21 protein-coding genes and 1 tRNA gene are annotated in these 23,115 nt (G+C 25.8%); 7 read left to right on the plus strand and 15 right to left on the minus strand.

Translation table 4 applies throughout. From position 1 onward, the window contains the following. Positions 1–798: restriction endonuclease subunit S (locus T401_RS0100605; RefSeq protein WP_033178569.1), on the plus strand; the 798-nt coding region annotated here is incomplete at its 5' end. Between the two features lie 3 nt (positions 799–801). Next, positions 802–3,843 (plus strand): type I restriction endonuclease subunit R, encoded by a 3,042-nt coding sequence (locus T401_RS0100610; RefSeq protein ID WP_052169629.1) that lies wholly within the window; start codon positions 802–804, stop codon positions 3,841–3,843. A 77-nt stretch (positions 3,844–3,920) separates the two neighbouring features. Here the strand turns inward: T401_RS0100610 and T401_RS0100615 are convergent. Then, a tRNA-Leu gene (locus T401_RS0100615) sits at positions 3,921–4,004 on the minus strand. Positions 4,005–4,055: 51 nt separating this feature from the next. Between T401_RS0100615 and T401_RS0100620 the strand changes: the two genes are divergently transcribed. Then, a complete protein-coding gene (locus T401_RS0100620) occupies positions 4,056–4,541 on the plus strand; it encodes a dUTP diphosphatase (protein ID WP_033178616.1) in 486 nt (161 codons plus the stop codon). A 378-nt stretch (positions 4,542–4,919) separates the two neighbouring features. After that, positions 4,920–5,117, plus strand: a complete 198-nt coding sequence (locus tag T401_RS0100625) for a hypothetical protein (protein WP_033178570.1) — start codon at positions 4,920–4,922, stop codon at positions 5,115–5,117. 49 nt (positions 5,118–5,166) lie between these two features. Here the strand turns inward: T401_RS0100625 and T401_RS0100630 are convergent, their stop codons facing one another. Genes T401_RS0100630 through T401_RS06405 form a run of 5 tightly spaced genes read right to left on the minus strand, consistent with a single transcriptional unit; the run spans position 5,167 to position 8,210 of the window. Then, entirely contained in the window at positions 5,167–5,616 is a 450-nt protein-coding gene (locus T401_RS0100630; protein WP_033178571.1) for a hypothetical protein, read from the minus strand. Between the two features lie 38 nt (positions 5,617–5,654). Next, positions 5,655–6,584 carry a tRNA (adenosine(37)-N6)-threonylcarbamoyltransferase complex transferase subunit TsaD gene (tsaD, locus tag T401_RS0100635; protein ID WP_033178572.1) on the minus strand — a complete coding sequence of 310 codons (930 nt, stop codon included), beginning with the start codon at positions 6,582–6,584 and terminating at the stop codon, positions 5,655–5,657. Then, on the minus strand, positions 6,584–7,144 hold the full coding sequence (gene tsaB / locus T401_RS0100640; RefSeq protein ID WP_033178573.1) for a tRNA (adenosine(37)-N6)-threonylcarbamoyltransferase complex dimerization subunit type 1 TsaB: 561 nt from the start codon (positions 7,142–7,144) through the stop codon (positions 6,584–6,586). Before tsaB ends, tsaD begins: the two co-directional genes overlap by 1 nt. Further along, on the minus strand, positions 7,145–7,540 hold the full coding sequence (tsaE, locus tag T401_RS0100645) for a tRNA (adenosine(37)-N6)-threonylcarbamoyltransferase complex ATPase subunit type 1 TsaE (RefSeq protein ID WP_211246852.1): 396 nt from the start codon (positions 7,538–7,540) through the stop codon (positions 7,145–7,147). A 37-nt stretch (positions 7,541–7,577) separates the two neighbouring features. Further along, positions 7,578–8,210: a DUF402 domain-containing protein gene (locus T401_RS06405; protein ID WP_084274527.1), complete on the minus strand. Its 633-nt coding sequence runs from the start codon at positions 8,208–8,210 to the stop codon at positions 7,578–7,580. 213 nt (positions 8,211–8,423) lie between these two features. Here T401_RS06405 and T401_RS06410 point away from each other — a divergent pair, with 213 nt between their 5' ends. Together T401_RS06410 and trmB are read left to right on the plus strand one after the other, a co-directional pair. Continuing rightward, a complete protein-coding gene (locus tag T401_RS06410; RefSeq protein ID WP_033178575.1) occupies positions 8,424–9,239 on the plus strand; it encodes a hypothetical protein in 816 nt (271 codons plus the stop codon). Between the two features lie 93 nt (positions 9,240–9,332). Continuing rightward, on the plus strand, positions 9,333–9,944 hold the full coding sequence (trmB, locus tag T401_RS0100660) for a tRNA (guanosine(46)-N7)-methyltransferase TrmB (RefSeq protein ID WP_033178576.1): 612 nt from the start codon (positions 9,333–9,335) through the stop codon (positions 9,942–9,944). A 28-nt stretch (positions 9,945–9,972) separates the two neighbouring features. Here trmB and rpsD read toward each other — a convergent pair whose 3' ends face one another. The 4 genes from rpsD to T401_RS0100685 form a co-directional block, all read right to left on the minus strand. Beyond that, the gene (gene rpsD / locus T401_RS0100665) at positions 9,973–10,575 is read right to left on the minus strand and encodes a 30S ribosomal protein S4 (protein WP_033178577.1); all 603 of its coding nucleotides are present in this window, start codon (positions 10,573–10,575) and stop codon (positions 9,973–9,975) included. Between the two features lie 227 nt (positions 10,576–10,802). Then, on the minus strand, positions 10,803–11,738 hold the full coding sequence (arcC, locus tag T401_RS0100675; RefSeq protein ID WP_033178579.1) for a carbamate kinase: 936 nt from the start codon (positions 11,736–11,738) through the stop codon (positions 10,803–10,805). A gap of 2 nt (positions 11,739–11,740) precedes the next feature. Next, complete coding sequence (gene argF / locus T401_RS0100680; RefSeq protein WP_033178580.1) at positions 11,741–12,784, minus strand: ornithine carbamoyltransferase; 1,044 nt, start codon at positions 12,782–12,784, stop codon at positions 11,741–11,743. Between the two features lie 135 nt (positions 12,785–12,919). Continuing rightward, entirely contained in the window at positions 12,920–13,387 is a 468-nt protein-coding gene (locus T401_RS0100685) for a large conductance mechanosensitive channel protein MscL (protein WP_052169630.1), read from the minus strand. 118 nt (positions 13,388–13,505) lie between these two features. Here T401_RS0100685 and T401_RS0100690 point away from each other — a divergent pair, with 118 nt between their 5' ends. Beyond that, complete coding sequence (locus tag T401_RS0100690; protein WP_052169631.1) at positions 13,506–15,437, plus strand: ribonuclease J; 1,932 nt, start codon at positions 13,506–13,508, stop codon at positions 15,435–15,437. A 210-nt stretch (positions 15,438–15,647) separates the two neighbouring features. Here T401_RS0100690 and T401_RS0100695 read toward each other — a convergent pair whose 3' ends face one another. From T401_RS0100695 to hinT, 5 genes are all read right to left on the minus strand, one after another. Continuing rightward, positions 15,648–17,558, minus strand: a complete 1,911-nt coding sequence (locus tag T401_RS0100695) for an SNF2-related protein (protein WP_052169632.1) — start codon at positions 17,556–17,558, stop codon at positions 15,648–15,650. A 1-nt stretch (position 17,559) separates the two neighbouring features. Next, positions 17,560–18,780 (minus strand): ParB/RepB/Spo0J family partition protein, encoded by a 1,221-nt coding sequence (locus tag T401_RS06415; protein WP_033178581.1) that lies wholly within the window; start codon positions 18,778–18,780, stop codon positions 17,560–17,562. A gap of 4 nt (positions 18,781–18,784) precedes the next feature. Further along, positions 18,785–21,676: a hypothetical protein gene (locus T401_RS06420; RefSeq protein ID WP_033178582.1), complete on the minus strand. Its 2,892-nt coding sequence runs from the start codon at positions 21,674–21,676 to the stop codon at positions 18,785–18,787. A 402-nt stretch (positions 21,677–22,078) separates the two neighbouring features. Further along, positions 22,079–22,750: a DNA repair protein RecO gene (gene recO, locus T401_RS06425; protein WP_033178583.1), complete on the minus strand. Its 672-nt coding sequence runs from the start codon at positions 22,748–22,750 to the stop codon at positions 22,079–22,081. Between the two features lie 37 nt (positions 22,751–22,787). Beyond that, positions 22,788–23,114 (minus strand): histidine triad protein HinT, encoded by a 327-nt coding sequence (hinT, locus tag T401_RS0100715; RefSeq protein WP_033178584.1) that lies wholly within the window; start codon positions 23,112–23,114, stop codon positions 22,788–22,790. Position 23,115 lies beyond the last annotated feature (1 nt).

Genomic DNA, 23,115 nt, shown 5'->3' on the forward strand with positions numbered 1-23,115 from the left:
ATCCAAAATCAAATTGTAAGAGTTTTAGATAAATTTTCAGAGTTAGCTGAAGATACTAAAGGGCTTTTGCCAAAAGAAATTGAACAAAGACAAAAGCAATATGAATATTATCGTGAAAAACTACTTTCATTTGCCAATGAAAATAATATAGGAAGAGAGAGAGAGAGAGAGAGAGAGAGAGAGATAAGTAATGGCTTTTTCTTGATTCTTCAAGAAGCAATGCGTATCCTTGGTCTAAATCTTTCTTCTGGATTAGAATATAAAAAACTTGAAGAAATATGTGAAATCAAAAGAGGCAGAGTAATATCTAAAAAATACCTTGAAAAAAATAAAGGAAATTATCCAGTATATTCTTCACAAACATTGAATAAAGGTGAAATTGGTAGAATTAAAACTTATGATTTTGATGGTGAATATATTACTTGAACAACTGATGGAGCCTATGCTGGAACCATTTTTTATCGTAATGAAAAGTTTTCAGCAACCAATATTTGTGGAATCCTAAAACCTTTAGATAATCAACAAATTGTTCCTAAATTCTTAAGTTATTTCCTAGAAATAGAGACCAAAAAACATGTTACAGGGGGGTCAGGTAATCCTAAATTAATGAGTAATGTAATAAGTAAAATTAAAGTGCCAATTCCTTCTTTAAAAATTCAACAAAATATTGTAAAAATCCTTGATCAATTTCAAGAATTAATTGAAAATACTAATGGACTACTAACAAAAGAAATTAAAGCTCGTCAAAAGCAATATAATTATTATCGTAAACTACTTTTAGAATTCAAAAAGAGGTAAAGAATGATTGACAAGACCAAAGACTCAAATAATAACCAAGTTTCAGCTATTGCTGAAATGAATAATGGAATTATTTTAACTAAATTTAAAAAAGAAAATATGGTTAATAATGGTTATCAAAGTGAAGCCGATTTAGAAGCTCAATTAATTGAGCAGTTACAAAAACAAGGTTATCAAAAATTAGAAGTTTCTTCTTTAGAACAATTACAAACAAATTTAAGAATTCAAATTGAAAGGTTAAATCAAATTCATTTTAGTGATGATGAATGAAATAGATTTAATTTAGAATATTTAAATACTCCTAATGATGGAGTTATTGAAAAAACAAGAAAAGTTCAAGAAGATTATGTTTATAACTTTGTGTTTGATGACAATACAATGAAAAATATCAAGATTATTGATAAAACCGATATCAATAATAATTTTCTTCAAGTAGCCAATCAAATCCAACAACAGGGTTTACATTTAAATCGCTATGATGTAACTATTTTAGTTAATGGTCTGCCTTTAGTCCACATTGAATTAAAAAAACGTGGTATCAATATTAAAGAAGCTTTTAACCAAATCCAAAGATATAGTAAAGAAAGCTTTAATATCAATAATTCCTTATATAAATATGTACAAATTTTTGTTATTTCCAATGGAACTTCAACTCGTTATTTTGCCAATACTACTGCTAAAAACAAAAATAGTTATGAATTTACAAGCGAATGAGCTGATGCTAGAAATGAAGCAATTAATGATTTAGATGACTTTACTAAAACATTTTTTGAAAAAAGAGTTTTATTAGAAATCCTAACTAAATATTGTGTTTTTGATACTCAAAATAATTTATTAATAATGCGACCTTATCAAATTGCTGCAACTGAAAGAATTTTATGAAAAATAAATTCAAGTTATGCAAATAATATGTATGGCAAAAGAGAAGCTGGTGGTTTTATTTGACATGCTACTGGTTCAGGAAAAACACTTACTTCTTTTAAAACAGCAAAATTGGCTTCATCATTAAGTTTTATTGATAAAGTGTTTTTCATTGTCGATCGTAAAGACCTTGATTATCAAACAATGAAGGAATATCAAAAATTTGATCCAGATAGTGTTACTTCAACTAAAAATACTTCAGCATTAAAAAAGAGTATTGAGGAAAATGATAATCGAATCATAGTAACTACTATTCAAAAACTAAACAAATTTGTTAGTCATAATCCAACTCATCCAATTTATAACAAACATTGTGTGTTAATTTATGATGAATGTCATCGTTCTCAATTTGGAGTGGCACAAAGAAATATTCAACGAAAATTTAAAAAATACTACCAATTTGGTTTTACTGGAACTCCTATTTTTGTTGAGAATTCTTTGGGTGGAGAAACTACTTCAGGTATTTTTGGTGCCCAATTACATTCATATGTAATTACAAATGCTATTAAAGATAAAAAAGTTTTGAAATTTAAAGTTGATTACATTAATTTAAACCCTGAATTTAAAGATAGTGAGCAAGAATTAGATATTGAAAAACTAATCAAATTAGATAAAGACATTTTAATTCATCCCAAACGGATTGAAGAAATTTGTAAGCACATTTTAAAGGTTTTTGATACTAAAACTCACCGTAATGTTTATTACGATTTAAACAAAAGAAGAATTAATGGGTTTAATGCAATGTTTGCTGTTGAAAATATTAAGGCAGCCAAAATTTATTATGAAACTTTAGAAAAATTGCAATCAGAACTACCAGAAGAACAAAGATTAAGAATTGCCACTATCTTTACTTTTAACCCTAATGAAAACCAAATTTTTAGTGGTGAAATTGGTGAAGAAAATTTTGATCCCGAAACTTTGGATATTACTTCAAGAGAGTTTTTAGAAAATGTGATTGCTAACTATAATCATAATTTCAACACCAATTTTTCAACTGATGAAAAAAAATTTGAAAACTATTACAAAGACATTTCTTTAAAAATGAAAAACAAAGAAATTGATTTGCTAATTGTTGTTGGCATGTTTTTAACTGGTTTTGATGCGCCGATGCTAAATACTTTGTTTGTGGACAAAAACCTAAGATATCATGGCTTAATCCAAGCTTTTTCAAGAACTAACCGGATTTTAAATGCAATTAAAGCCTTTGGTAATGTCGTTTGTTTTAGAGATTTAGAAACTGCTACTAAAGATGCTATTAAAACTTTTGGCGATAAAAATAGTTTAAATGTTATCTTAGAAAAAAGTTACCAAGATTACATGAATGGATTCAAAGATGAAGCTACTGGTGAATTTAACGAAGGCTATAAAAGTGTATGTAATAAATTATTAACTAACTTCCCCGATCCAACTCAAATTCAATTAGATACTGATAAAAAAATATTTATTAAAACCTTTGGAGATTTTTTAAAATTGGAAAATATTTTAAGAAACTTTGATGACTTTAAAGAATCAAATTTATCAGAAAGACAAATTCAAGATTATCGAAGTATTTATTTACAAATAAAAGAAGAAGTTAATAAAAAAAGAGAATCTGATAATTTTGAAAAGAAACACTTGGATTTTGCCAATTTAGAATTTCATTTAGAATTGATGAAAACAGATGAAATTAATCTAGATTTCATCTTACAATTAATTTTAGAAAAAACACAAGGCAAGAATTTTTGCAATAATAAAAACTTATTAAAAGAAGAGATTAGAAGAATTTTGAAATCGAGTTTAGGAACAAGAGCGAAAGAAGAGATTGTCATTGAATTTATCGAAATAACTGATTTTAGTGAGATTAAAACTAAGGACGAAATTCTTGAGAGATTCTATTTATTTGCAAAAAATAAAAAAGAAGATAAAATTGCTGAAGTTGTAAAAGAAGAAAGATTAAAAAATGATCTATCTCAAGCGACGGATTTTATTAAAAAATCTATTAATAAGGGTTATGTTGTTCAAAATGGTGAAGATTTTGATAAGATTCTTCCACCTATTTCAAGAATTAAGGGTGAAAGAGAACGAAAAAAAGAAGCTATTTTTAAGAAATTACAAAAAATTGTTGAAGAATTTTTTGAAATATAATTTTAAGTATCAATTAATTTGATACTTTTTTTATTAAACAAAAAAAGACCAATATTGGTCTTTGGCAAATTTATATATGGTGCTCCAGACTGGACTTGAACCAGCACGGGATTAACCGGTTGATTTTGAGTCAACTGCGTCTGCCATTCCGCCACTGGAGCAAAAATACACTATTAATTATAACAATTTTATTTTTGTTTTATAATAATGTAATGAATTTATCAGATATATTTAAAACTCAAATTGACTTAGATCGAGCAATTTGAGAAAATGTTGTTGAAGAAGAAAAAGAAAATCATCATATTAAAGCAACTATTGCTTTAATTGTTGAACTAAGTGAATTTGCAAATGAAGTAAAAGCTTTTAAATATTGAAAAAAAGATAAGCACATTAATCGAACTTTAATGCTTGAAGAATTTGCTGATGGCATTCATTTTCTAACTAGTTTTGCAAATGATTTTCAAATTGATCCAGAAATCCAATTAATCTTCCAAGATCATAATTTTTGTTTGCAATTAGCATACACTTATATTTGTTTTACTAAGTTATTAAATGATTATACCAAACAAAATGTTATTGAAGCTTATGGGGCATATTTAGCTTTAGGAGCATTGGTTGATATAACATATGATGATATTTTAAAAGCTTATCGAAATAAAAATCAAATCAATTATCAAAGAATAAAAGATAATTATTAGTAATTTAAAATTGAATTAGAGATTTGAAAATAATTACTTACTTTTATAGTAATGATTTTTTGTCCAAATTTCAATAAGTGAGATTATATAAATGAAAAATGACATAAAAAATACCATTAGTTTCCTTAATTTTAAACTTATTTATATTATTAATGTTTTTTTGTTTGTTTCCTCTTATATTTAATTTCAATAACCGCAAATCAAGAAATTCCATTGTCAAAATTCATATTGCTTTGTGTATAGTCATTTTACTTTGAATTATTATAGACGTTTTTAAACATTTATTAGCAATCAAAATGCATAAAATAGACGCACAATCCTTATTAATTCTTGGAATATTTTTTTATAATACCTTCATTAATTATCTTATCAAGAATTATGAATAATTATGAATTAATAAAGCCTTCAGCCTTAAAAGCTAATGAAGATCTAAAAACACTTTTAAGAGATGAATTAAAAAATAAAAATGAAACAAAAGCAAATGATCAAATCATAAATGAATTATTGAATAATAATAATAATATCAACAGCTATTTTGATTCAAATGCAAATGAAAAAAACAAATTTAAAAATTAAAGTTTAAAAAAATAGAAGAAATTAATACTTCTATTTTTTGTTATTTTTTTTATTTATCATTTGAGCTATTTAAAAATAAATTTTGATTAGATGTAATCTTTGGTTGTTGTTTATTATTATCTTTATTAAATGAACTAGTATTATCTTTATTTATATCCTTATTAAAAACAATAATCATAATCAAACCAACAAAAGCTAAGATTGGTAATATGAATACACCAACAATAGTTAGAGTCTTTGCGGTGGTGTTTTCTGTTTTAACTGCAGCAATAATTGATAGCACAAAATAGGCGATAAAAACAATAGAAATTAAAATTACTAATGCTAATGAAACTAATCCATTAAATAATAGTGCCACAAATTGTTCTTCAGGTTTATCCACATATTTTAAGCCAACAAAATAAAAAGATACACCTATCCCAATTGTAAGTATTATTGCAATAATTAACATTACCAAACCAGAAATAGCTAATTTTCTTGAAATACTTTGTTTTTTCATTCTCCTCCAAATTAATATTTTATTATTAAATTTTAGTATTATTTTTTATTTTTTTCATAAGCTAATCTTGCAATCATCATAGCATTATCGGTCGTATATTTTAGATCTGGTAAATAAACATTCTCATGTAATTTTAAAAACATTTCTCGAATTCCTAAATTAGCACTAACTCCACCAACTAAACATATGCTTTTTGGTTTATATAATTCAATGGCTTTTTGCATATGTTCTTTTAAATATAAAATAATAGTGTTTTGAAATTCAGTTGCAAATTTTTGATAATTAATTTCTTCATGACGATTAATTCGATTATTAATTAAATTAATTACATGAGTTTTTATACCACTAAATGAAAAATTAAGTTCTTTTTCAGTCTGAGGAATTGTAAAATGTTGTTGATAAGTTTCTTTATAATCAGCTCAAAGTTGATCAATGATTGGGCCTCCAGGAAAACCTAGATTTAATTTCCTTGCAACTTTATCATAAACTTCACCAACAGCATCATCTTGAGTTTCTCCCAAAATTTCATAATGATTTGCATCTTGATAATACATTAATTGTGAATGTCCCCCAGATACTAGTAATCCTAAAACAGGATATTCGACATCTTTAGCAATAAAAGCTGAAAGAAAATGACCTTCTAAATGATTAAAACCTTGAATTGGTTTATTAAGAATTTGACTCATTGCATTAGCAACAACATAACCGACATGTAAAGAGCCAATTAAGCCTGGTTCCTTAGTGTAAGCAATAAAATCGATAGAATTAGGATCAATAACAGTTTTTAATTCTTCAATTAATAAACCAATATTTCTTACATGTAAACGTGAAGCAATTTCAGGCACTGTACCACCATATTGTTTATGAACTTCAATTTGACTAATAGTTTTCATTCAAATAGGTTGGTTATCTTTTAATAAAGCAAAAGAAGTATCGTCATGTGAAGATTCAATAGCAAATATTAACATTAAAGACCTCCAATTTGTGGATCATGTAAATAACATAATTCAATTCCCATTAAATCACTTATTTCTTGAAAACAAGTTTCAAATTTTTCAAAATTTGTTTCTAAAAAGTCGTAATCTAATTCATGATATTGGTTTTGTTCATCAATAATTTCACTACTTAAAAATTTGTTTGTTAATTTATCAAAATGAATTAAATAAGTATTATAACGATTGGCTTTGATTTTGATGTATCCTTCAAATTGATTTTTTAGTTCCAATTGTTTTTTAATTAATTCATAAGTTGTAGTTATTGCTAGTTTAATATTACTTAGTTGGCAAATACTACGAGCATATAATAAAGCAATTCTTGCTCCAGAAAAACTACCCGGACCAATTGTGATTTTAATTTTTTTAATATCATTAATTGACACATTATTTCTAACAAACAGCAAATTAATTTGTTCAAATAAAGCATCAGTTTTCTTAACTAAGGCTTTGAGTTCAATTTTATCAATTATTTTTTGATTATTAATTAAAGCTAAATATAAAGAAGATAAACTTGTTTCTAAAAATAATTCCATTTAAACCTCCTTTATTATTTCAAATACATGATTTTGATTTTCATCAAAATATACTTCAATTTCAATATATTTTCGAAAATTATGTGCAATATTTCTTGCTCATTCAATAATTACTAATTTGTCTTCAAAATAATCTTCATAAGCAAATAAATCTCCTTTTAGTTTATAAGCATCAATATGAACTAAATGATCATAAACTAAAATTGTATTAAAAGTAGGTGAAATAATTGTTTTAGTTTCACCTAAGGATTTGGCTAGTTGGCTTGTAAAGGTTGTTTTACCAGCTCCTAATTCACCATTTAATAAAATTGCTTCAAGTTCCATTGATTTAGCTAAAACATAATCAATTAATGGTTTTAAAGATTCATTTTTCTTAAAGATTCATTTCTTATTCATAATTTAAAATATTATAATACAAAAATCAAGCAATATTTTAATCAATATCGCCTGATTCTCTTAACATTTTTTCTAATCCATCAACTAATTTTTTAGAAAAAACACCATTTTTAGTTTTATGTTGTTCATATAAGAAATCTAATTCATCATACATGCGATAAATTAGTTCTAAGGGGTATTTATATAAATTAATAGAATTTTTAAAATCTGGTCAATCAATTACATTGAATTCTTTATCTAAATAACTTTTAATATCAATATCAAAATCAATATATTTGATGATACCTTTATCAATATAAAAAGGGCTTGCTAGATTAATATAAATATAATTATCTTTTTCTTTATTTAAAGTAATGCTTGCATTATAAAATTTGTTTTTAGCAAAGAAAAATAAAATTGGATCAGATACTACTCAATTAATACTTCTTTCCATAACTTTAGTCTTAACTAATAATAGAACAACAAAATCATCTAAATTAGCAATGATTTTAGCACCTTCGTATTGACGATATAATGTCCCATCGTATTTAAAAGCCTGAATAGTAGTGATTTGTCCCATATCAAATAAATGTCGGGGTGTTTTTTTTGATTGCGCTTCCTTTAATTCTTCTGGCATTAAAAGATCATTAAAAGAAGAAATTGAATTTTCTAATTGTTCTTCTTTTTTCATAAAATTCCTTTAAGAGAATGCTTTTTTTAAAAAAATGAAATAAATAAACGTGAAAAAACGCATTTTTTTATTGTTTTATTAATAAAAATATTTTCTTATTTCATTTTAGAATTATAATATATATGTGAAATTAAAAATGATAAAATTGAAAATTAATTTAGCAAGTTAAAGCAGCACTTTTTTTGTGTTGCTTTTTTTATTGAAAGGAAACCAATGAAAAAATTTGTAAAACTATTATTAGGTGGTGCTAGTTTAAGTGCTGCTGTTGCTGCACCTTTAGCAATGATTAGCTGTCAAAATTTAGGAGATTGTGAAGTTTCATTATCAGAAAAATCAAATGCTTCTTTTGAAGACATTAGTCAAAATGATTTAAAATTCACATTTACTGTTAAAACAAACTATGTTGACGTTTCAACAATCGTTATAACAAAAGATGCTAAGGAAAGAAAAGTTACTGTTAAATTTGATATTAAAGATGAACGTGGAAATGTTAAAACATTGACAAAATCATTTATTGTTCCTAAACCTGCTGCATCAGAAAAATTAACTCAATATGAAGAATGAGCAAACAATGCTTCAAACTTTACATTAACAGTTGTTGAAGAACAAAAACAAGCATTTATTGATGCAATTAATGCAAATAATGATTTCTATTATGACAGAAATAACTTTGGATTAATTACAGTTGCAAAAGGTAAACACCCAGATTGAAAATCTAAACCTGCAATTATTGTTAAATTAGCAACAACCCCTTCAAACAAAGACTTCCAATTAGCAAATGGCACTGAACCAACATATCCTGGAACCGATAAATCAGGTAAACCAATTAAGAAAATTTCAGGGATTATTGGTTGAAGAAAAGATAATAATAACATTATATTTACTTTAAAACCTGTTGTGTTTAACCATGATGGAAAATATTCACTAGGTGGTCTAGATCATGCAAACCATGAAATCACTGTAGCAATGCCAACTGCTTCAACTTCTGCTACTGGAACTACAACTGAAAACACAGGAACTGCTGCTTAATTAAATTAAAAATGACTGGTTAAAAACCAGCATTTTTTGTGCTTTTAATTTTGATTTATTTTGATTAAAAATAAATCAGGTAAAATTGTATCTATGAGACTAAGACATAATAAAGAAGCAATTCATATTTTAAAAGAATCAAAATACACCATCAACCATTTTCCTTTTAAATTAGATCATAACACTATTTTAGAAATTGGAATGGGGAAGGGTAAAATGATTAATGAGTTGGCTAAAAACCATCCTGAATTAACTTACATTGGTTTAGAAAAATATTCAACACCCGCTTTAAGCAGTTTAAAAAAACTAAATCAAAATAATTTGGAAAATTTATTTTTATTAATTGGCGATGCTAAAGATTTATTAACTTATTTTGAAGGAAAATGCCAAAATATTTGATTAACATTTTCTGATCCTTGACCGAAAAAAAGACATTTTAAAAGAAGACTGGTTTATCGTGATTTTTTAAAACTGTATGAAGAAATTTTAGAAGAAGACGGAATAATTTATTTTAAGTCAGATAATGATGGTCTATATCAATTTGCTTTAGAAGAATTAACCAATTACAAAGCCAACATTATTTATCACACTTCAAATTTACATCATTGTAATTATCCGATTGAAAATTATTTCACCGATTATGAACAAAAATTCTATGAATTAAATAAAAATATTAATTTTATTGCCTTCAATTTTAAAAAATAATACCGACTTTTACATCGGTATTTTTTTCTTAACGTCTATTGTAGTATTCAACGATTAATGATTCGTTAATATCTTTAGCGAATTCATGTCTTTCTGGAAGGCGAGTAAATGTAACTTTGAAGTTTTCTTTTGTTAATCATGAACTTGTAGTCATTACTTCTAAAGCATCTTTAACTTGAGCATTGTTTTGGAATGCTGGTTTCATTTCAATAACTGATCCAACTTTAATTCTCATTGAAGGAATATCAGCTTTATGACCATCAACAGTAAAATGACCATGATTTACAAATTGTCTTGCTTGTGCTCTAGTTCTTGCAAATCCTGCTCTAAATACTAAGTTATCTAATCTTGATTCAATCATTTGTAATAAATTAACCCCAGTAACTCCTTCAGTTTTAGCAGCTAATGTATATAAATGTTTGAATTGTCTTTCATTTAGACCATACATATATCTAACTTTTTGTTTTTCATATAAGTGTAATTGGTAATCTGATGGTTTAGCTCTTTTAGCGCCATGTTGACCTGGAGCTGTAGTTCTTTTTTTACCTTTTGTGAATTCTTTATTGTTTTCTAAAAGTGAAACGCCATAACGTCTACTTCTTTTAAACATTGATTTTAAATATCTTGACATGTTGTTCCTTTCTTGCAAAGGACAAATAACTCTAATGTATGTTTTTTGTTCTAATGATTTCAGTGATACAGCTTACTTACTTTCAAATCTATATCCAAAACAAAAAATTTTTACAATATGTTATCGTGCTGAGCCTTTTGCGTATTCTATTTTATCAAAATTATGAAAAAATTCTTGATTTTAATAAAAAACCCAAGCCAAAGGCTTGAGATTTTTTTGATAAATAATTAATTTAAAGTAACTTTTGTTCCAGTTTCTTCATTGATAATTGCTTCTAAATCTTTTAAATCACCAATGAATGCTGCTTTTCCGCCTTCTTCAACGAATTTAATTGCAGCTTGAACTTTAGGAAGCATACTTCCTGGAGCAAATTGGTTTTCTTTAATGTATTGTTCTAATTCTGCTTTTGTAGCGTGTTTTAAAGCTTTTTGGTTAGGTTGTTTGTAGTTAACCATAACATTATCAATAGCAGTTAAAACAACAAAGTAGTCGGCTTTTGCTAATGATGCCATTTTTGCTAAAGCAAAGTCTTTGTCAATAACACCATCAACACCTGAAATATAACCTTTTTCATCAGTTACAGTTGGAATTCCTCCACCACCACCGACAATAACAGTTGCTCCTGCTTCGATAGCGTTTTTGATTTGGTTAATTCCAACAAAGTTAATTGGCTTTGGAGATGCAACAACTTTTCTGTATCCACGTCCAGCATCTTCAACAATAACGCTATTTGGGTTAGATGCTTCTGCATCTTCTCTTGTTGCAAAAAATGGGCCAATTGGTTTAGTTGGGTTTTGGAATGCTGGATCTTTAGCATCAACTAAAGTTTGGGTTAAAATGTACAATACTTCTTGTTCTTTTAAGCCTTCTTCAAGAAATGCGTTTGTAATTGCGTTTACCATGTGGTATCCAATGTATCCTTGGCTCATTCCACCAGCTTCTGGTAAAGGAACTAAAGGACTTTTTGGGTTGGTTTCATGTGCACTTACAAATCCATTAAAAATCATTCCAACTTGTGGTCCATTACCATGGCCAACAATAACTTGGTGTCCAGCTTTAACTAATTCAGCGATTTTTTTGGCAGGTAATTTAACTAATTCTTTTTGTTCTTCAGGATTATTTCCTAAAGCGTTTCCACCTAATGCGATAACGATTCTACTCATAATTAGTATCCTAATGTAGCTAGAATAACTGCTTTAATTGAGTGCATACGGTTTCCAGCTTGTTCAATTGATTTGTTGTATTTTGATTGGAATACTTCGTCAGTTACTTCCATTGCACCAGTTGCAACAACTGGGTATTTTTCACCAAATTGTTTTTTGATTTCACTTGAGAATAAAGTGTGGTCGTCGTGGAATGCTGGTAAGCAGTGTAAGAAGATAACATCTTCATTAGCAGCTTTGATCATATCCATGTCAACTTGGAATGCACCTAATTCTTGAATACGAGGTTCAAATAGTGAGAAGTCTTCTCCTAATGATACTCATACGTCGGTGTAGATAACACTTGCGCCTTTAGCTGCTTCTAATTTGTTATCTGAGAATGAAACTGATCCACCATTTCTTTCAAATAGTTTTAAACATGCATCGTAAACTGGTTTGTGGCTTGGAGCATTTTTAACAATTTCGTGTTGTGCTTTAGGTCCACATAATACAACATGCATTCCTGTAAATGCTGCACCAATCATGATTGAACGAGCAACGTTGTTTTTAATGTCACCAGCAAAAACAACTTTTTTACCTTTAACATCTCCTAAGAATTCAATCATTGTCATGTAGTCGGCTAACATTTGTGTTGGGTGTTCTGCATCTGTTAAACCGTTTCATACAGGAACTCCTGAATATTTAACTAATGCATCAACATCAGCTTGTGCAAATCCACGGAATTCAATTCCATCATAGAATTGTCCTAAAACCATAGCGGTGTCTTCGATTGATTCTTTTTTACCGAAGTTTGATCCGGCTGGTCCGATGTATGTACAGCTTGCACCTAAGTCAGCTGCAGCAACTTCGAATGCACAACGTGTTCTAGTTGAGTCTTTTTGGAACATAATAGCAATGTTTTTTCCAACTAGAGGACGGTTATTTGTGTGTAGACCTTGGTATTTAGCTTTTTTAAGGTTAATTGATAGGTCTAATAAGTATTTAATTTCATCGGTTGTAAAGTTTAAAGCTGAGTCTAAACTACGACCTTTTAAATTCATTGGCATTTAAGCTCTCCTTTTTTTTACATATATAATATCGATATTTTCAGTGTATTAAAACACGTTTTAATTATACCCCAAAAAAATAATGTGAAGAAAAAAACTAAACCAGATTTTAAATCCTGGTTTAGCCTTATTTTTTTATTTTCCTTCCACCATATGTGATGAGTTTTTAGCCAATTGTTCATTCATTTTTTTCAATTCAGCTAAAATCAATTCTTCGTTAGTTGGTACTGGAGTAGGTTCTGGTGTAATAGGATCGTTTTTATGTTTTCTATAGTCATGAATATTTTTGATTGCATAAATTAAGAATAAAGTTACAAATACGAAAATTGCTACAACAAGGAAATTAATTAAAGCAGCTAGAAATTTTCCGATTTTCATATTATGAACAATTCATTTATCTAAATCAGCATTACCTCCATATATTGATGATATAGCTTGCATAATAACGTCATTTGCTAAAGAGTTAACAACTGCACCAAATGCCCCACCTAATAAAATACCAATAGCAAGCATGAACATATTTCCTCTAGAAATAACTTTCTTTGCATCGCTAGCAGCATTTTTAAAATAATGTTTTTTGTGTTCTAATTCTTTTTTAGTCATGTTGAATATTATATATAATTTTTTTCTAAAAAATGAAAGAATTTATGAATAATAATGTAAAATAAAAAAGCCAAATTAAATACTTGAATTTCACATTAATAATAAAAAGGAGGAAATAATGAAACCAACCAAAATTTTTGGGTTAGGCGGAATGCAAGAAATTGGAAAAAGTACTTTAGTAATTGAACATGACAAACATATTTTTATCATTGATACAGGAATTAAATTTTGTGATACTTTCACAACCGGAGTAAATGGAAGTATTCCTGATTATACTTATTTAAAAGAAAACCAAAAAAGAATTGAAGGACTATTTATAACACATGGTCATGAAGATCACATTGGTGGTGTTCCTTATTTAGTAAAAGAAGTTAATATTAAAAGAATTTATGCTCCAAGAATTGCTATTCAATATTTGAAATTAAAATTTGATAACATGAAAATTAAAACTCATGTAGAATTCATTGAAATAGAAAAGGATTTAGTAGCGGATTTTGGTGATTGTAAAGTTGATTTTTGAACAGCGCAACACTCAATTCCTGATGCTTTTGGAATTCGTGTTTCAACCCCAAATGGAAAATTAATGATGACTGGGGATTTCCGTTTCGATTACACACCTATTGGTAACTTAACTGATTTTAGCCGTTTAAAACAAATTGGTGATGAAGGTTTAGATGTTTTATTTTCTGATTCAACAAATGCCATGCGTCCAAACCACTCACCTTCTGAAAAAGATATTTTAACTGATATTCATAAATACATGCAAGAAGCTAAAAATAAAATTATTATCACTGTTTTTGCTTCAAATTTAACAAGAATTAAAGCAATTATTGAATTAGCTGAAAAAATGAATAAGAAGGTGGTTGCCTTCGGTCGATCAATGGTGGATGGAATTGAAATCGGAACTAAATTAGGCTATATCAATATCGCTCCAGACACTTTGATTGATAAAAAATCACTAAGTAAATATGGTGAAAATGAAGTAGTTATTTTAACAACCGGATCACAAGGTGAAGAATTAGCTGGGCTTGCTAAAATGTCTTTTGGTAAACATCCTTATGTAACAATTAAAAATAATGATACTATTATCTTTTCTTCTTCGCCAATTCCTGGTAACCGTTCTAAAATTGAATTACTAGTTAATCGTTTATACAAATTAGGAGCAATTATTAAGGAAAATGGAGTTGATGGTTATCTCCACACTTCAGGGCATGCTTATAAAGAAGAACATAAGAAAATTTTTGAATTAACAAAACCAAAATATTTCATGCCTTATCATGGTGAATACCGGATGAGTGTTGTTCATGGATATACTGCTTCTGAAAGTGGAGTGAATCCAAAAAACATTGTAATTGCTAAATTAGGAGAAGTTTATTATTTAGAAAATCATGAACTAAGATTATCTGATGAAAAAGTATATTTTGGTCCAGTTTTCATTGATGGAAATGTTCTTTCTAAAACTAATGCTAATATCATTAAAGAAAGAATGGAATTAGCCCAAAATGGTTTTTTACATGTTATTATTGCCATTAACAAGGAAAAAAACATTATTTTAGGTAAACCAAGAATTGTTTCAAGAGGAGCTTTTTATGTAAAGAATTCTTTACATTTAATTGAAGAAGCAAAACGAATTGTTCATGGTGCAATTTTATATGTAATTAAAAATACCTGTGATTGAACAGTCCCGCAATTAAAACAATTAATGATTGATAGATTAGCTCCTTTCTTTTATAAACATAAAAGAAGAAATGTGGTTATTTTACCAACTATATTATTCACTGATCATCATAAAGCTAAAATTGAGGATAATCCTGAATTAGATGAGTTTGGTGATTTAATGCTTGAATACAATTTAGAACAAGAGTTAAAAAATCATCCTGAAAAGAAAAAAGAAATTCTTGTGAAATTAAAAGAAATGAAAAGCAAAAAAAGTAAAAAAGCTTCTTCAAAAAAATCTGTTAAAAAAGAAAGAAAATCATCTGACAAAGAAGATTCAGTTACATTAGAAAATGAACCAGAAGTAAAAAAAGAAAAAGAAGAAAACTCATAAAACATTTAATGTAAATGAAGATAAATAATACAAATTCTGCATAAGTATTTATTCATGTTTTGAAAAAAGACATTCTACTACCCCAGTATGAGTGTCTTTTTTCTTATTGAATCTAATAAAATATTTTAAAATGAACTTATATTAATAAATAAAATGAAAAACAATTATTTGAATTGTTTTTCATAATTTTTATAATACTTAAAAAATGAATTAGTCTAAATTAATATCTTTAAACAATTTAATAATTTCTTCTTTGCTCAATGATGAATTAAATTCTAATTTGTTATTTTCAATAGCATCCAACATTATTCTTTCTTTTTCAGTTAACTTATCATAAATTCTATGCATCAAATTATCATTAAGTAAAATATTGCTATATGTTTGAGATATAAAATGATACTGGGTGTAATCTTCTTTGGTTAAACCAAGACGATTAATTCTATTTTTTGATTGTAAAAAATGAACCAAGTTATAACCTAAATCATAATATATTGCATCGTGGCAAACTTTATGAAAACTTACCGATTCAGCTAATGTATGAGGATTTGTAATTATAACATCAATTTTTTTATCATTAAAGCTATTTATTATTTTTTTGCGTTCGATTTCCTTCGTTGATCCATATATTTTGCAAGATATAATTCCACGATGTAATAATATATCATTAATATGGTCAATAGTTTTTGTAAAAATACACCAAATAATTACTTGTTTCTTTTGACTAATAAGATCTATAACTAAATTTAATAATCGTTCACATTTACTACTATTAGAAATTTGATTAACCATTTTTATAATTTCAGAAAATCCTTGTGTTTCTTCTTGAAGATTTAAATCATTAATTTGATCGCAATCTTCAATAATTGAATATAAATCATCTTCATTTATATTATCAACAAGCATTTTTGGATAAGATTCCAATTGCATTAATCTTATTATGAAAAGTAGAAAATTATTTTTATAATATTGTTTTAATAAAGACACTAATTTTTCTTCATCGGAAGATGATTTTGCTTCATATCATTTATCAATCAATGGTTCCGGTACATTCAATTCTTTTTTAGAAGCACGAACATAGAATGGAAATAATTGGGCATTAATATAATTAATTTGACTAACATTCCCAGTTCTAGTGATATTTCTTAAAAAAATGGGCTCATAATTAAAAAAATGGTTTCTTTCATCTCCATAAATCAATTTTGAACTATTATAAATATCTTCATAACTATTAGGGATTGGTGTTCCTGATAATTGAATCGTTCCTCATACTTTGGTATTCTCAATTAATTTAATACAAGCAGTTGCATATATTCCTTTAGGATTTTTAATTTTATGAACTTCATCAAAAACAACTAAAGTCTTTTCATTAATTATATTATGTAAACTATTTATATTACTTTTTACTTTTTCATAATTAACGATAACTAAATTTGCAATATATGCCTGCATAATAGTTTTTTTATTGTTGAAAATATGAAAATTGAGAGACAATTTGTTTCCGAATGTAAATTTTCACTCATTAATTCATGAATTAAAAGCATTCTTTGGGCATATAACCAATATTTTATCTACAAGATTTTTGTGATATAAATATGCATAAGTTGCTAATATTGAAGCCGTTTTACCAGCTCCTGGAACAGAAAAATTTGCAGAATTTTTCATTAACATTGCAAAAAAGGCATGATGATATTGTGTTTCAGTTAAATTTCTAATTGTATATTTATTTACAATATTTTTGAATTCAATGAAAAAACTATTAAATTTTTTATCATTTATAAACTCTTTAGACTTAATGCTTGTACCTAAGTTGATTTTGTCTTCTATTAAATTATTAATTTTATTAATTTTGCTTTTCAGTTCTTCGCTTACATGTAATATTATTTTTGGGTCGAAACAATTAATAATATCATTAATTGAATTTAATATATTCTTAATAACTCTTATAGATAAATTCTTTTTAAAAAATGTTAGATTTTGAGAAATTTTAGATTTTTCATTATCAACATAATTATCGATGCCTGATATTTTATATTCTAAACTTTTGACGACATCATTTTTACTATTTCCTCAATCTATAACTAATGTACAATTATTTTCAATATCTATATGAATTTCTTCCACACTAAATTTTTTCCTTTAAATCAAATAACTTTTCAATCACATTGGTTATTAATGATTTCATTTTTTGTTGTTCGTCGACTGACAAAACCCTAAACATCTCACTATCGAGATTTTCTATTTTTCTTTGTACTTGCTCAATATTTTCTATCATCTTATTAGATGAATTTAATATTTCAAATTTTTCTATCATTGCGTTTCGAACATGAGTCACTTTATCATTAAGTTCATTATCAAGAATGATAGATTTAAAAAATTCCTTAACATCAAGAGTATTTGTTTCATCACTATGTATATTAGCTTTTTCATTTATTTTCTTTACAATATCATCGGATTTTTGGATAAAAGAGCATATCATTTCAGGAGTTTGAATTATTTTTTTATATGAATTACGAAAAATTCTGGTTTTATCACCATTAGATGTTACAACTAAAGAAGCGAATAATGAATATTTCAGCATTGTTAATTCCTGATTAGATATATTTAAAGATTGAGCCTTCTTTAAAAGCGAGTTTATTTCCACAATTGGAAAAAGTCAATCGTTTTCCCTTGCAATATGATATTGTTTTTTAGCATTAATGAAAAACAAAAGTTCATTTATTAATTTAGCATTTTCAATATTTTCATTAATTTGTTTTTCTGAAAGACCTGTTCATTTTGCGACTTCTGATATACTAAATTCTCTCTCACAAACTAATTCATAAATACTAATTAGTACATCAATAGCCTTATAAGGAAGCTTCTCATCTTTACCAATTTGAATTTCTAACTCTAATTGTTTAATTAATTTAAAATTTGTTTCATAATCGAAATCCAAAATAATTGCCTGAAATCCCCTCTTTGCTCTTCCTTCTTTTGATAATTGTCTTAAAGCGGTATATCTTCTGTTTCCGTCAATAATTCGACCGTCTTTTAAAACAACACCAACTTCAAGCTGACCAACAATATCAATATTATTTTTTGTTTTTTTCATTGCTGGAATATTAGTGTTTGTTATTACTTCTTCAAATAAATCATTATATTTTTCTTTATTCTCAAGTCTCATTTTTTGCAATTCTTCTTTAGAATAATTTGATATATATGTTATAACACGATCATTAAATTCATTATAGAATAATAAATCTAATGGTATTTCATATACATCATATTCAGCAGTCATTCCATCTGCGTAAATTTTTTTAACTAAATTTGTTTTAATAACTCTAGGTTCATTTTTTAAATTCATTTATTTAATCTCCTATTATATTTTTCTTTATATTTATCCAATTTATATAGTTTTCTTTCGAATCATAAACCATCAATGCGTTTTTTGTAACGTAGCATCCAATTTGTTCTAATGCTTTAATTAATTTCGAACTATTAATTTCTATACAATATTTATCATTTAAAAATTCGACAATATTTTCTATAAATATAGGTTGATTCATATTTTGACTATTATTAGATTCCTTTCAAATGTCATTAAACATTATGTGATATATAAATTCATTAAAAGAAGTTATTTCTTTTGAAGGAAACCTTATATATATTGATGGTTTTCTCATAACTATAAATTTACTATCTAAACCATAATTTAAAATAGAATTATAAAAATAGTTATTAAATCCTAAATCTAATATTTTATGTTTAAAACCTCTTTTTAATAAACTCTCAAATGTGAAAAACATTTCGTTTTTTTCATACAACAAGGCATCTTCAATAAAATTATATAAATCATTTAAATTAATATTTGTGTCGCTATTTAATAGCGATTCTAGCGTAATACATTTATCTGATGATATTTTAAGTAGCTTAAACTCTTTAAGCAAGACATAAAACATATTATAAGTTCAACCACTAATTCCGTCTTTAATAAACTTAAAAGAATCATATAAACTAACAACTTTTTGCCCCTCAATTACTCCTTTATATAATGCATCAGATAAATTTAAATATTTATCTTGATATGATAGTTCCGAGTTTCTTATATAACCTATTTGTTTAAAATGCGCCTTATTAACTAAGAAAATGTCAATTTCAAGAATATTTGCAATTATTTTTTCGATATCAGATGTTACTTCGATTGGCTCTACTATTTTTGTTTTAATCTCTTGAACTTGCTCTTCATTCAACAAAATAGTATTATAGTTATATACGTCATTATTATCCAGTAAACTTTTTAATTCTAAAAAATTATTCATTTTATTTGGTATATAAAATTTTTCAAATCCATATTCGTCTGCATATTTTTGATATAACTCTTCTTTATGAATAGGTGCAACAGATTTAATAAAATTTAATAATTGTTGATCTTCATTCACATTTCCATTGACTAATGTTGGCATTTTTTTAAATAATCACGAACCAACTAATATTTTATAATTGAATAATTTTCTTAAAATGCAATGTAATTCATGTTCATTACGAATATCATATTCTTTCATTGTATCAATATTCTTGTTATAAATTATTCTAGTTGTAAAAATCATATTTTTATAATTAAAAATTTCTATTTTTTCCAAAAAATCATCATAATTATATTTATCAAATTCCCTTCATCTTCATTTGCGGTTATTTCCGCAAATTAAAAAGTTTGAATAACGCGCTAACAAAGCTTCAAATGCACGAATATGTCATTTTTTAAAACTAAATATTCATTTATTTGATAAGTTGTTTTCTACTCAATTTAATAAATTTTGAAAAATTATATTTAATTCAGTCTCATTTAATACATAATTTTTAAAATATTCTTCAATAATTGATAACATTGACATTGAATTTCTTTTAATATGAATTATCAATTGTTCAAAATCTTTAAATAATTTTGAATTAACTATTTTTACATAATCTTTATTTAAAAAATAAGCAGATAAATTAATTTGTAAATCATTGAACGTTAATAAATTTTGATTTTCATATTTATAATCAATACCGTTAAGCTTTTTCTTAAATAATTCTTCATAGACATTTAAAATATTCGTTGCTAAAAAATGTTTAATAAAAATTGGTATATCATAATCAAATAATAGAAATTCCTCAAGATTAAAATTCAAAATATTATTTTTGTTTTCTTTATACCGAGCTTTGTATAATTTATGAATTATCTTATTATTTACGCCGAAAATTAATAATGATAATTTAGGGGGTAATTTATATTTATTTACTAATATATCCACCAAATCTTCGCTAAAAAAATATGACATATATTCTATAAATGAAATTCAATAATAATCATCATTTAAGATAATATTGGTTTTTCCATGAACAATGTTGCGATATTTAGTAAATAAAACTCCTTTATTAAATATTGAAGGAATAATTTTATTAATTAAATGTTCGTATTGCAATAAATAATCATTGCTTTTAAATTGATTTTTTTTATCAGCAATTCATTTATCATAAGTAAATTCATCATTATTTTTGCCATTGCATATTGTTTCTATTGAAGGTTTTCTAAAAAAATAATATATTCCATTAGTGTAAATATCCATATGATTCTTAATCATTTTTAAGGCATTAAATTTATTTTTTTGGAATTCATTCGAAACAGAAGAAAACAATTTTTCTTCTGAAAGAAATATCTTATTATTCAATAACTTGAAATAAAAATGTTCAAAAATTATTTCATCTAAAATGTCGTTAATTTCATCATTAAATAATATTGTATTATTTAAATTATCATATTGTGCATTATCTATGTATTTAGCTAATGTGTTGTTTAATATTATGGGACCATTTGTGAAGATTTTTCTATATCATTTAATATATTCATAATATTTTGCTTTTTGTTCAGAAAATTGTTGTTTTGTTATATATGTATCATTAACAAACAAAATATTATTTAAATCATTTAATTTATTTTTTAATTTATTTTTTCCTTGAAAAGAATATACATAATATGATTTATATATGTCTTCACAACTCATAATAGCTAAATATTCGTTTATAAAACTATTCATTGAAAAACCAAATGAAATGGCCATATATTTTAAATATAAAGTCTTTAATTCTAGCATTTCCGTCTTTGTATCAACTACATAAAAATATTTTTCTTCATCAATAAACGCAAAAGGAGTTTGTTTAATAAAATTTACAAAATCAATAACACATTCAACAGTATAATCAACAAAATTAGAGCCCATCTCTATCAACTCTTCATTAGTGAATTGAATAATATCTCCTATTGTTGTAAGACCTTTCGTTTTAACTAAATGAAATATATAATCGCAATAGGGTATAACTTCATTTATCTTATAAAATTTTATTTTTCAATCTATCATTTATTCCTCACTTATTTTTTACAATTTCATAAATCTATTTAAAAACAAAAATTTTGAAACTACATATCATTTATGGCTGACATTGCCTTAAATATATTTTAGTTTTTTTTTGCTAGAAATGATGAAAATTTATCATCTAATAGATATGCATTAAAATAAAAGTCACTATAAAGTGACTTTTATTTATAAATTAATGTTAGTTGTAATATCGTTTTTCTTTCTTTTAATACTGAATACATAAAATTTAATAAGAAAAATATATATTTATATTAATTCAGTTAAATATTCAGTTATTAATTTCAAAATTGTTTTATTATCTTCATGGCTGACATTAGAAGCATACAATTCAAAAGTTTTATCTAAATAAAAAAGGCTTTTCAATATATTGACATTCATAATAGATTGATTAATTGTATGTTTCCGACACAAATAACCACCTTTATAAAAAGCAAAATCCACAATTTGTTTAGTATTTCCGCATTCAACACATCCATCTAAACGGGGATTTATGCCTTCAATTTGAAGAATTTTAAATAATAAAAAAGTAATAATTTTATTGTCCTTATTTTGATTAAATAGTTTTGCTAATTCTAAATATCACTCAATTAGAATTTGACAATTTTTACTTCTTATTCTTTTAAAAAAATACAATAGTTTTTCTTGAATTTTTGCCATATTGACATCAATTGGAAAGGCAGTTATTAAACTTGCTCTTTTTAATCTTTTGTTTAAGTTTGGGTATTTAGATATAATTAATTCTAAATTAGCAATGCTTAAAATGTTTAAAGCATTGCTATTTTTGGAAGTGATTTTCCTTACTCCTTTACAAAAAATTCATTCAATTCCCTCATTTGTTAATACACAAATATTTTCATCATAGTCATTGATAGATTTTTTTGATAAAATGATTCCAATCGTTTCGATTTCATTATTCATATTTATTAATTATATAAAAAAACAAGCAAACGCTTGTTTAATCTTCATAATAGGGAATAATGTGAATATGAGTTCTAAAAATTTCTTGACCAGCTGAAGAATTGTTATTAACAATTAATTTAAAACCGGTTGCATTTAATTTTTTCATTGTTTCCAAAGCTAATTCACGAGCTTTTAATATTAAATAAGAAAGTTCTTCATCTTCAATATCATAAAGATTTTCTGAAAAAACTTTAGGCACTACTAAAAAATGACCTTTATTTACTGGTTTAATATCATTAAAAGCAATAACTTCTTTATCTTCATAAATAATTGTGGCTGGTATTTCTCTATCAATTATTCTCTGGAATATATCCTTTTCCATA

The organism is Mycoplasma anseris ATCC 49234, assembly GCF_000702805.1.
In the GTDB taxonomy this organism is placed as follows: Bacteria; Bacillota_I; Bacilli_A; order Mycoplasmatales; family Metamycoplasmataceae; genus Metamycoplasma; species Metamycoplasma anseris.